Source organism: Streptomyces sp. NPDC054794 (assembly GCF_053611585.1).
This window is the reverse complement of sequence record NZ_JBSHAQ010000049.1, coordinates 67,206-79,276: the sequence shown is the minus strand read 5'-3', so window position 1 is coordinate 79,276 and position 12,071 is coordinate 67,206. Positions and strand designations below refer to the sequence as shown.

Sequence of the window (12,071 nt, the reverse complement as noted above, 5' to 3'; positions counted from 1 at the left end):
CCCTCGGCTACCTCACCCCGGCCGAGACCAGGCAGCGGCATCAACACGCCCTCGCGGCATAACCGACGAGTGTCCAAGATCACGGGGAAACTTCAGTCCAGACCCATACGGCCGCTACGTGCGGCCCGTCACCATCGCTACACCGCCTTGGCGGTGGCCGTGCTCATGGCCGGCTCACTGTTCCAGGCCGAACCGGCGCAGGCCGCACCGAAGCCCGGCGGCACCAGGCACACGGCGCCCGCCGAGGCCGACCACCCGGTCCCCGGCAAAGCACTCAAGGCCAAGCCGCGCAAGCGGGACGGACTGACCTCCGGCCCCCGCCGGGCGTCCCGGGCCAACTGGCCGGCGGCCGGCACCGCGCAGGTCACCCTGCCGGCCGCCGCCGTCCCCCATACCAAGTCCGGCAAGAAGTCCCTTGGCACGAAGGCCGAGCGCGCCGCTGCCACGCCCCAGCGTGTTCCAGGAATGCCCGTCCGGCTGCTGGCCGCCCGGGCGGCGACCGGCCCCACCAAGGCAGAAGTGCGGCTTCTCCCGCAGAGCCGCGCGCACGGCCTCGGTCTCGACGGAGTCCTGCTCTCCGTCAGCGCCACCGACCCCGCGCGCACGAAATCCGGCGCCCCCCACGTCGGCGTCAGCCTTGACTACTCCGCGTTCGGTGAGGCGTACGGCGGTGACTACGGCGCCCGACTGCGCCTCGTCACCCTGCCCCCCTGCGCGCTGACCACGCCGAAGCTGCCCCGCTGCCGTAAGACCACCCCGGTGGCCGGCCGCAACGACAGCGAGAAGCACACGGTCTCCGCCGCCTCCGTCGCGCTGCGCCCCGCCGCGTCCGCTGTCGTGCTGGCCGCCGTGGCCGACGCCGGTAGCGGCTCCGCCGGCTCCGGCGACTACACCGCGACGCCGCTGTCGTCGTCCGCCATGTGGCAGACCAGCCTTCAGACGGGCGACTTCTCCTGGTCCTACCCGCTGACCGCGCCGACCGTGCCCGGCGGACTGCTGCCCAAGCTGTCCATCGGCTACTCCTCGGGGGCCGTGGACGGACAGACCACCACCAGCAACAATCAGTCCTCCTGGGTCGGTTCCGGCTTCGACATGAACACCGGCTTCATCGAGCGGCGCTACAAGCCGTGCGGCGACGACGGCAGTTGGAGCAAGGACGACGCCCCGGGCGACCAGTGCTGGGGATACGACAACGCGACCATCAGCTTCAACGGCCGCGCGGGCGAGCTGATCCCGGCGGGCAAGGACACCTGGCGGATCCGCAACGACGACGGCACCCGCGTCGAGAGGCTCACCGGCGCGGACCGGGCCAACGGCGACAACGACGGCGAGTACTGGAAGGTGACCACCACCGACGGTCTCCAGTACTTCTTCGGCTACAACCGCCTCCCCGGCTGGAGCACGGGCAAGCCCGAGACGAAGTCCACCTGGACCGTGCCCGTCTTCGGCAACGACACCGACGAACCCTGCCACCAGGCCACCTTCGCCAAGTCCTGGTGCCAGCAGGCATGGCGCTGGAACCTCGACTACGTCGTCGACCCCAACGGTAACGCCATGTCGTACTGGTACAGCCCGGAGACCAACTCCTACGGCCGCAACCGCGTGGCCGCCGACGACACACCGTACGAGCGCGGTGGGGTCATCGACCGCATCGAGTACGGCCAGCGCAGTGACACGCTCTTCTCCGCCAAGGCCGTCGGCAAGGTCCTCTTCACCAACACCGAGCGGTGCATCCAGCCCACGGCCGCCGACTGCGCCTCCGCGGAGATCGAGAAGAACCCCACCCGTTGGGAGGACACTCCGTACTACCTGAACTGCAAGGCCGGCACCGACTGCGACAAGGGCCGGTTCGCCCCGTCCTTCTGGTCCCGCAAGCGGCTCTCCGAGGTCACCACCCAGATCCTTCAGCCCTCGGGCGCCTACGCCGACGCCGACGCATGGGCGCTCACTCAGAAGTGGGGTGACGCGGACATCGACCGCACCCTGCTCCTGGACTCGATCCAGCACACCGGCCTGTCCGCCAGCCCTTCCATCACCCTGCCCAAGGTGACCTTCGGCTACAAGCAGGCGCCCAACCGCCTCGACCGGCTCGGCGACGGCATCGCGCCCTTCATCAAGTACCGGCTCTCCAACGTCTCCGACGAGTCGGGAGGCTCCATCGACGTCGCCTACTCGGCTCCCGAGTGCGACTTCGCCGCGCTGCCCACCCCGGAGACGAACACCACTCGCTGCTTCCCGCAGTACTGGCAGCCCGCCGGTGCGGCGGACCCCGTCCAGGAGTGGTTCAACAAGTACGTCGTCACGCAGGTCACCGCGACCGACCGCACGGGCGGCGCCGACGACATGGTCACCAAGTACGCCTATCTCGACGGCGCCGCCTGGCACTACGCCGACGACGACGGCCTGACCAAGGAGAAGTACCGGACCTGGTCGCAGTGGCACGGCTACGGCCGGGTCCAGGTCCAGACCGGCGGCTGGGCGGGTATGCGCTCGATGACCGAGCACTGGTTCCTGCGCGGTATGGACGGCGACCGCAAGAACGCGGCGGGCGGCAGCAAGTCCGTCACCGTCCCCAACGGTGAGGGTGACAACGTCACCGACCACGAAGCCTTCCAGGGCACCGAGCTCAAGACGATCGAGTACACCGCGCCGAACGGCACGGTGGAGAGCAAGACGGTGAACACCCCGTGGCGCAAGGAGACCGCCAAACGCGTACGGGACTGGGGCACCGTCACCGCGAACCTGACCGGCACGTCAGCGACCCGCACCTGGGACCGCAAGCACGACGGCACCTGGCAGCAGACCTCCACCGCGACGACCTACGACGACGAGGGAAGGGTCGTCACGGACAGCGACCTCGGCGAGGCCGCGCCCGGCGACGAGCAGTGTACGACCACCACGTACGCCGACAACACCGCCAACTGGCTGCGCGACCTGCCCAAGCAGGTCGAGGTCCTCGACGTGGCTTGCGGTACGGCCGTCACCTACCCCGCGCACCTGCTCTCCCGCAAGCGCAACACCTATGACTCCCTAGCCTTCGGCGCCGCACCGACGCGAGGCCTGCTCACCAGGCAGGAAGAGCTGGTCGGTTACACCGGCACCACACCCGACTATCGCTGGAAGAGCACCGGCTACGACGAGTATGGGCGGGCACGGTCCACCTCCGACTCGTCCGGCGCCGCCAGTACGACCGTCTTCACCCCGGCGACCACCACCAAGCCCGGCACCCTCACGGTGACCGGCACCGAACTCGTCGCCGGCACCCCGTCCAGCGCTCAGTCCGTCGTGACCGAGTTCGACGGTGTCCGCTCGCTGCCCACCGCCACGATCGACGCCAACGGCAAACGCAGCGACGCGGAGTTCGATGCGCTGGGCCGGCTTACCAAGGCCTGGCTCGCGAACCGTCCCAAGGCATCCAGCCCGACGCCCAGCCTGGAGTACGGCTATCAGATCAAGGAAGGCTCCATCGCCGCGGTCGTCGCCAAGAAGCTCCAGAACGATGGCAGCCAGCAGGCGTCGTACATCCTCTACGACGGCTGGCTCCGGCCCCGGCAGTCTCAGTCCGCCGGTCCCGACGGCGGCCGCCTGATCGACGACACGTTCTACGACGAACGCGGCCTGGTCAAGCGGAAGTACGCGCCCTACTACGCCACCGGTGCGCCGGCGGCCACGCTCTTCGGCGTGACCGAGCAGGGCGCAGTGGAAACCCAGACGGTCAACGAGTACGACGGCCTGGGCCGCCAGACCGTCAGCAGAACCCTCCGGGGCAACGGCGAAGGCGTGGAGCTGTCCCGCACCACGACCACCCACAGCGCCGACCTGGTCACCGTCGACCCGCCGGCCGGCACGACCCCGACCGCGACGGTGCTCGACGCGGTCGGCCGGATCACGGAACTGCGCGAGTTCCACGGCACGTCGCCGACCGGCGACTACGACAGCACGCTCTACGAGCACGACCGCAACGGGCATCTGACCAAGGTCACCAGTCCGGACAAGAAGATCCGTTCCTACACCTACGACCTGCTGGGACGTCAGCTCACCTCCACCGACCCCGACTCGGGCACCACGAGGACGACGTACGACGACGCGGACCGGGTCACCACGACCACGGACGTCGGCCGTAAGAAGACGCTCGCCTTCGTCTACGACCGGCTCGGCAGGCACACCGAGACGCGGGAGGACTCCACCACGGGGCCGCTGCTGGCCTCCTGGACCTTCGACACCGTGCGCAAGGGGTACCTGGGCAGCTCCACCCGTTACGTGGGTGGCGTCGGCGGCGCGAAGTACACGCAGACGATCAACGCGTACGACAACCTGTACCGGCCGCTGCGCACCACCGTGTCGATCCCGCCCTCGGAAACCGGACTCGGCGGCACGGCGGGCGTCAGCTACCAGACCAACACCACCTACAACCTGGACGGGACCATCAAGTCCGCCAGCTACCCAGCGGCGGGGAACCTGCCCGCCGAGGTGGTCGCACCGACCTACGACGGTCTCCAGCGCGTGGTGAAGGCCGAAGGGCTCAGCACCTACGTCGGCAATGCCCGCTACAGCCTCACCGGGAAGCTGGAGGAACTGGAGCTGGGCGGCGCGGGTAAGCGGGTCTGGATCAACAACACGTACGAACCGGGCACCCAGCTGCTGTCCACCAGCCGCACCGAACGCGAAGGCGTTCCCGGGGTCGACCGTGCGGTCACGTACGCCTACGACGACTCGGGCAACGTCACCTCGGCCACTGACGCCTCACGCCAGGGCACGGACCGGCAGTGCTTCCGCTACGACTACCTCCAGCGGCTGACCGAGGCGTGGACCCCGGCGGGTGACTGCGCGGCCGCCCCCGGCGAGACCGCGCTCGGCGGACCGGCGCCGTACTGGCAGTCGTACACCTACACGGCGGCCGGGAACCGCGACACCGACACCTGGCACGACCCCACCGGGAAGACCGCCGGAGACATCACCCGCACCTACCGTTACGACGAGAACGGCAAGGACCAGCCGAACACCCTGACATCGGTCTCCTCCACCGGCGCCGTGACCGGCAAGGACACCTACACCTACGAGCCGGGCGGCGGCACCGAATCCCGCACGCAGAACGGCGGAGCGAAGCAGTCGTTCGTCTGGGACTCCGAGGGCAACCTCGCCTCGGTCACCAAGGGCTCCTCGGTCACCGAGTACCTGTACGACGCCGACGGCAAGCGGTTGATCAGCCGCGTCCCCGGCAGCAGCTCGACGCTGTACCTGGGCGCGACCGAGATCACCTGGACCAAGTCCACCGGCAAGACGACGGCGCGGCGGTACTACGACCTCGGCGGCGCAAGCGCCGTGCGTCAGGACGACGGCACGCTCTCGTTCATGATCGGCGACCACCACGGCACCGGCGAACTCGCCGTCGACGCCTCGACGCAGGCCATGGTGCAGCGCCGCAACCTGCCCTTCGGCGGGACACGCGGCACGGTGCCGTCGGCCGGAAGTTGGCCGGGTACCAAGGGCTTCGTCGGCGGCACGCAGGATCCGACCGGGTTCACCCATCTCGCGGCCCGGGAGTACGACCCGGAAACGGGCCGCTTCCTCAGCGCCGACGCGGTGGTCGACCCCTCGGACCCGCAGCAGCTGAACGGCTACGCCTACGGCCACAACAACCCGCTGCGGCGCAGTGACCCGACGGGCAACTACGACCCGGACATGATGGAGTACTGCCGTCACGCCCCGGCCGGGACCTGTATGGGCGGAAGGGTCATCCCCAGGGATCCGAAGCCCAGGAAGAACCCGAACCCGGGCATGCACAAGAAGCGTGCCTACATGCCTCATGTGGAGAACGAGCGCCTCAAGGGCATCATCGAGGAGCTCTACATGAGGGAGAGGGTGGCCGACGCCGACGTGGTGGGCGACGGCAAGACCGCCTCGGCCCTCATCGAGGAGCTGAACGAGGGCAAGGGCTTCGGCGGCGATGGAACGAAATGGCATATTGAGAAGGCCGTCGCGAAACTGGGTGGTCTGAAGAACTTGCTGGAAGACGACCGGAAGGCCAAGGAGGAAACAGGGAAGGGGATTCTCTCCGATTCGGACCACAAGGTCGCGATCGCTGAATCGAAGGAACTCTGGACGGCCCTCAACGCCGATGACTTCGCCGGTCAGGTGACGAAGAGGGTGAAGGCATCCGGGTTCGATAAAACGGTGTCCAAACTCGTCAAGGGTGTTCTCTCGTCCGAATCGATGAGCGAGGTCACCGGGCAGAAGTTCGCCGTTCCCGAAAACCTGCACCCGAAGGCGGCCCAACGGGCCGTGCCCACGGGCGAGAGGATCAAGGGCCGGGGCTTCGCCAAGGCGTTCGGGGTGGTGGGCGGTGCAGCCAGCGCCGCACAGTACCCGGTGGACGTCTACAACTACGGTTTCAAGGAAGCGACGAAGCGACTCTCCGAGTCCTTGACGGACCCGCTGGACGTGATCCCCGACGGCCAGGGCGCGGGGTGCGCGTTCTTCGGCGACTGTTATGTGGAGTCCCCGCAAGCCTGACCCCACCTTTTGTCAGCGACGCCACCGGCCGGGAGAACCTCCCGGCCGGTGGCGCGGTACTATTCAGCACAACACGAAGGGATATGGACGTGCAAGGAATATCCTCCGACGATCTGGTCACGCAGCTTCTGCGACTGCTCCCGGAAGTGGAGCCCTATTTCGAGGAGGCGGCGAAGCGCGAAGGCCTGAGCGTGTCGCAGGTGACCCACTGGGAGCAGGTCGACATCCACCCCGGGACCCTGCTGTCCGATGTGCTCACATACCCACTGTTCCAGCCCATCATGAAGTCTCCGGAAATCGATGCGAAAGCAGAGGATTTCCTGAAGCGTTGTTTCGAGTTCATCGAGGCGCTTGAGGAGGACCCCACGGGGTGGCTGGTGGATACGGCCTACTTCACTTTTGTGGAATTCTTCTTGGAGAGCAGGGAAGTGCTCGACCGGGCCTTCCGGTTCGCCTGGCCGAAGACCCGGGCGGAGATCCTGTCCATGCTGAGACGCTGGAACGTCCCCGTGGACCCGGCCTGGGAGAATGCCGCGGAAAAACACTGTGACACCTGAGGCGGCGCGGACTGGATGTGCAGGACGGCCGAAGTGCTGGCAAGGCAGCGGCCTTGGACGTTCAGAAGGATGCGCGAGACGGTGAGCGGGGCCTGTTTGCCGCCTACGGACGTACTCCTCGAATTCCAACTCCTTACCGAGTCACATATCGGCGGTCATTGAGCTGTATCTGCGCCCGATGCTCGCCGCCGCCACGGCTTTCCTCGCCCTCGCGGTCTGCCCGGTCCTGGCCGGCCCGGCGCCACGGCTGCCCCAGCCGACAGGGGCCCACGCCAGGGCTGCCGCCGATCGGGGCCGTCGTACCGTCCTCGATGCTCGCAGTCAATGCCGCGATGCGGATCGGCACCTCCTCGGTGCGGCGCCTCTACCGCGAGAATCCGCACTGCCCGAAGGCGACGTTCGCCGAGCAGATCGCCGGACTGCCGGGAGCGATACCAACGGCGCACCCCGTCGCCGTGGCGTTGGCGGGCTCGGCCGGAGCTCGTCTTCTCTCGTTCCTGCACTACACGTTGACCTGAGTGACCGTGCTGAACTGCCTGATGCGCGTCACCGTTCCCGACCGCGGGATCCGGCAGGTGATGGGAGTCGACGAGTTCACCCTGCACAGGGGCCATCACTTTGCCAGCATCGTGATTGACGCCGAGACCGGGGAGCGCTCGTGGTTCTGCGCGACCGCAAGAACGCCACGGTCACCGCCTGGCTGCGCGAACACCCTGCGATCCGGGTGGTGTGTCGGGACGGGGCTGCTGGTTTCGCCATCCTGATCAATGACTGCACCGCAGGTCGTGGGCGTGGCGCGCGGGCCTGACCGAAGAAGTCGCCTGTGGTTTGCCGTTGCATCACGGGTGCGCGTAGCTTCACGGACCACAGCGCTGCGTCCACGGGGGGCAGGGGGCGGGACGTCCGGAGAGTCCGCTCGATTCAAGTGCGGGGCTGGTGGGGCTGTTTGCAGCGGAGTCACCAACCTGCGTGCAGAGGCCGAGAGTGAAGTCTCCCCTCTGCGCTGGCCTGGACCAGGTGCGGAGTCCCGGCTGGTCGCTGAGGCCGCCATGGACCGCATCCGCGCGTTTGCCCTCCTGTCCCAGGCGTTTGTAGGGTGCCGGACCATCGCGCCGCGTCCACGGGGGAGGCGGGCTGGCGGTGGAGGTTGCTTAATGCCTGGGCGATCCTGCTGGCCAAATGTGGGGAATCAGGCGGTGAGGGTGAGGGTGAGGGTGAGGTCGAGGCGGGCGACGTGGCTGGTGCGGGTGTGGTCGAGGGGCTGGCCGTTCCACCAGGCGTTGAGGCGGATCAGGTTGAGGGCGACGGCGGAGTAGACGTGTCCCGGCCGGCGAGGGCCTGGTGGACGGGCTCGACGAGTTTCACGTCGGGCACGGTCGCATCCGTGGTCGCGACATGCGTGATCACGTTTGGGATGTCAGGACGTGTCCGTCGGCCGGGCCGCGGAGCCTCGTCGTCAGTCCGGGGCGGTCGGCAGACCTCGCTGATGTGCAGCTTGTACCCGGTCCAAGACCGGCCACCACGGTGCCAACACCATCCCCACACCCCAGGGCACGACATTTGGCCAGCAGGATCCGCGAGGCGTCAACCGCAGGTGAACGGCTGACTCTTGTGGAACCGGCGCCCGATCAGCCTCTTGATCCGCGCCAGCGTCCACGTCTGGACCGGCCAGCCGTGCGCGACCGGCCCCTTGGCAAGCTCCTGCTCGAGCACGGTGAACAGGGCCTCACTCAGCTTGGGCCGTGAGACGGGCCCGGCAGAGCGCAGCCCCTCGGCTCCGGCATCGTGCCAGGCCCGGCGCCAGCGCTGCACCGAGCGCACACTCACCCGTAAGTTCTTGGCGACCTCGGCGCTGGAGGCACCCGCAGCGAATCGCTCCGCCTCCTCCAGTCGGATCCGCTCGCGAAACCCCTGCCGTTCCGGCGTCAGCCCACCACCCTGCGGATATCTCACACAACCGGCATACCGCGACGATCACATATCGTCAGCCCTTAGGGTGGCCGCGACGAAAGGGCCCGATGAGTGCAGTGGACATGAACCGCGCGGAGGCGGTCGCGCTCGTGCAGCGCATCATGGATGCGGACTACGCCTCCGACGACGAGGTGGCCGGCTGGCTGGACAGGCTCGACATAGCCCTGGCATGTCCGTCTGGCCACGTCAGTGGCTTGATCTTCTGGCCGCCGGAGCGGGAGCTTTCAGCTGATGAGGTAGTCGATCAAGCCCTGGCGTATCGACCGATCGCTTTGTGAGGCCGTGATTCAGCTCCGCAGCCAGACAACCAGGGCCGCGGCGGTGGCGGTGCCCAGGAAGACGTAGCCGCGCTCCGGCGCGCTTGACGGTCAGCTCAAGAGGCACAGAGGTTTCGGCCTGTTCAGGGCAACGCTGGTCAGCGGCGGGGTAGCACGCCTAGGAGGGTTGCGGTCAAGGCCTGCTTCAAGTAGTCCTTCAGATCCAGGTGGAAGCGGGCCAGGTCGGGCTCGGCCTCGTAGGCCGCCTGCAGGCTGGGTGGGGGCGTGCTGTACGCCGACAGCGCGCCGGCCATGACCATGGTCTGCAGGCTGAACAGTGTTGCGTTCTCGCCCAGCTCCGGCACGTACTTCCGGAGCAGGGCGGTCATGGTTGTCAGGCGGTCCAGGGAGGCGCGCTTGTAGCGTGCTACGACCTCGACGGAAACGTTGTGTTCCAGGACGCTGCCCTGTGCGCCGAAGAGCTCGCACAGCACCATTCGGCCGGACAGCGAGCGACTGAGGATCTCGGCCACCGCTGCCGCTCGCTCGGGCATGGGGAGGTCTTCGTCGATGCCGGCGGCCAACTCCCCTGCCAGTTCCGTCAGCCACTCCCGTAGATAGCGGTCGAGCAGCTCCAGCAGCACCGCCTCGCGGGACTCGAAGTAGCGCAGCACGTTCGGCTTCGCCAGGCCTACCCGGCGGCTGAGCTCGTTCAGGGTGACCGCGGCCACAGGCATCTCGTCGAGCATCGCCGACGCCATGTCGAGGATCGCCCGTCGGCGGATCTCCCGCTGCTCTTCGGTTCGCGCCCGCTGGAAAGTCACGCTCCCCAGTCTAGATTAGGTACCTTCGGTACGTTGACAACATACCGGAGGTACTTTAATGTCGACAACACAAGGTACCTCCGGTACGTTATCTAGCTGGGAGCCTGACATGAGTGAGAAGTGGACAACAGCGAACATTCCGGACCAGCGCGGGCGGGTGGCCGTGGTGACCGGGGCCAACACCGGACTGGGGTACGAGACCGCCAAGGCGCTCGCCGAGCACGGGGCGTCCGTGGTGCTCGCCGTGCGCAACGTCGAGAAGGGAGTGCAGGCCGCGGCCCGCATGACCGGCGACGTGACAGTGCAGGCGCTGGACCTGACCTCGCTCGACTCCGTGCGGACCGCGGCGGCGGCGCTGCGGTCCCGGCTCGACCGGATCGACCTGCTGATCAACAACGCCGGCGTGATGTACACCCCGAAGCAGACCACCGCCGACGGCTTCGAGATGCAGTTCGGCACCAACCACCTCGGCCACTTCGCGCTCACCGGGCTGCTGCTCGACCTGATGCTGCCGGTGCCCGGCTCGCGCGTAGTGACGGTCAGCAGCACCGGCCACCGCATCCGGGCCGCGATCCACTTCGACGACCTGCAGTGGGAGCGGTCGTACAGCCGGGCCGCCGCCTACGGTCAGTCCAAGCTGGCCAACCTGATGTTCACGTACGAGCTGCAGCGCCGGCTCGCCGCGCACGGCACCACCGTCGCGGTCGCCGCCCATCCCGGCGTGTCCAACACCGACCTCATCCGCAACACCCCCGCCGCGCTCCGCCTGCCCGTCACCTGGCTGCCGCTGATCACCCAGACGCCGGCCATGGGCGCCCTGCCCACCCTGCGCGGCGCCACCGACCCCGGCGCGCTCGGCGGCCAGTACTACGGTCCCGGCGGGCGCAACGAGGTCAAGGGCCACCCCCGACTGGTCACCTCCAGCCCGGAGTCGTACGAGGTAGCCGTCCAACAGCGGCTGTGGGCCGTCTCCGAAGACCTCACCGGCGTGAAGTTCCCCGTCGTTCAGCCCCAGCAGAACTCGTTTCCCTCCGGATCGGCCATCACGATGTAGCCCGCGCTGGTAGGAGGCGCCGGCTCGTCCGGCGCTCCGCCGCCCGACGGTCGGTGCGATCGAGAAGAGCCGCTACCGGAGCATGCGGGAGCTGCGTCCGCGTAGCGGTGGGACGGTGAGCATCCGAATGCTCTTCGTCTTCGATACCGAGCGGCGGGCCAGGCGGCATACAGGTACGCAAGGCGGATCCTGGCACGCCGGGAAATGATCTCTGCGAGCGTGGGCACTGATGAGTGCCCACCGCGGAATCAGTCCTGGCAGAGGACTTCCGTCGGTGCCCCACACCGGCAGCTGACCGCTGCCCGGTGACGGGCCGAGGACGGCTTTCCTGCCGCTGAGCCGCGGAACTCTTCATCGCCGCGATCAGTCACTCGATCCAGCCGGCCGCGGCTGGACCCTGCTTGTCCTGCGCGACCGAGCACCCCGGAACGAGTATTGCTCTCCGCCAGCAGGCGCTGCGCAGCTGGGCCATGGTGGCTGCGGCGGCGATGCTGTGCCCCGCCACGTCTCCGATGACAAGACAGACCCCACCACTGGTGGGGATGACGTCGTACCAGTCGCCACCGATGTCCATTCCGCGGGTGCCGGGCAGATAGCACGCGACGGTGCGGATGCCCGGGACTACTGGCAGCCGGTGCGGCAGGAGCGCCTGCTGCAGGCCGCGCGCGAGGGCGAACTCCGAGTCGTAGAGCCGCGCTCGTTCCAGGGCCTGGGACCGGTCGAAGTGGCCGGTGTACTTGCCCAGCACGCCCCATTCATTGCACACCGCGGCGACATCGGGGGAGTCGGGGCCGTAGGTGTGTTCGGCGGCACTGAGAATCAGAGCCAGCAGGATTCCGGCGCGTCGGTAGTCGCCGCGCTCACGCCAGCGGCGGGCCAGCGCGAGCTGGGCGCC

General features: G+C 68.1%; 7 protein-coding genes and 2 pseudogenes. 6 read left to right on the top strand and 3 right to left on the bottom strand.

Annotation, left to right across the window (positions count from 1 at the left end; genetic code table 11):
* Positions 1-165 precede the first annotated feature (165 nt).
* From ACWGKT_RS37305 to ACWGKT_RS37290, 4 genes are all read left to right on the top strand, one after another.
* Complete coding sequence (locus ACWGKT_RS37305) at positions 166-6,513, top strand: RHS repeat-associated core domain-containing protein (RefSeq protein ID WP_453277142.1); 6,348 nt, start codon at positions 166-168, stop codon at positions 6,511-6,513.
* Between the two features lie 89 nt (positions 6,514-6,602).
* Positions 6,603-7,070: a hypothetical protein gene (locus ACWGKT_RS37300; protein ID WP_453277141.1), complete on the top strand. Its 468-nt coding sequence runs from the start codon at positions 6,603-6,605 to the stop codon at positions 7,068-7,070.
* Between the two features lie 311 nt (positions 7,071-7,381).
* On the top strand, positions 7,382-7,588 hold the full coding sequence (locus tag ACWGKT_RS37295) for a hypothetical protein (protein WP_453277140.1): 207 nt from the start codon (positions 7,382-7,384) through the stop codon (positions 7,586-7,588).
* Complete coding sequence (locus ACWGKT_RS37290; protein ID WP_453277139.1) at positions 7,589-7,834, top strand: hypothetical protein; 246 nt, start codon at positions 7,589-7,591, stop codon at positions 7,832-7,834.
* A gap of 844 nt (positions 7,835-8,678) precedes the next feature.
* Here ACWGKT_RS37290 and ACWGKT_RS37285 read toward each other — a convergent pair.
* Positions 8,679-9,023: pseudogene (locus ACWGKT_RS37285) on the bottom strand (helix-turn-helix domain-containing protein); the annotation flags it as partial.
* A 65-nt stretch (positions 9,024-9,088) separates the two neighbouring features.
* On the opposite strand from ACWGKT_RS37285, the gene ACWGKT_RS37280 reads away from it, so the two are divergent.
* Positions 9,089-9,319: an e9imm peptide gene (locus ACWGKT_RS37280; protein WP_356159488.1), complete on the top strand. Its 231-nt coding sequence runs from the start codon at positions 9,089-9,091 to the stop codon at positions 9,317-9,319.
* 137 nt (positions 9,320-9,456) lie between these two features.
* Here ACWGKT_RS37280 and ACWGKT_RS37275 read toward each other — a convergent pair whose 3' ends face one another.
* Positions 9,457-10,122 carry a TetR family transcriptional regulator gene (locus ACWGKT_RS37275; protein ID WP_453277138.1) on the bottom strand — a complete coding sequence of 222 codons (666 nt, stop codon included), beginning with the start codon at positions 10,120-10,122 and terminating at the stop codon, positions 9,457-9,459.
* 109 nt (positions 10,123-10,231) lie between these two features.
* On the opposite strand from ACWGKT_RS37275, the gene ACWGKT_RS37270 reads away from it, so the two are divergent.
* The gene (locus ACWGKT_RS37270; RefSeq protein WP_453277137.1) at positions 10,232-11,176 is read left to right on the top strand and encodes an SDR family NAD(P)-dependent oxidoreductase; all 945 of its coding nucleotides are present in this window, start codon (positions 10,232-10,234) and stop codon (positions 11,174-11,176) included.
* A gap of 451 nt (positions 11,177-11,627) precedes the next feature.
* On the opposite strand, the pseudogene ACWGKT_RS37265 reads toward ACWGKT_RS37270, so the two are convergent.
* Positions 11,628-11,891: pseudogene (locus tag ACWGKT_RS37265) on the bottom strand (PP2C family protein-serine/threonine phosphatase); the annotation flags it as partial.
* Between the last annotated feature and the right edge of the window lie 180 nt (positions 11,892-12,071).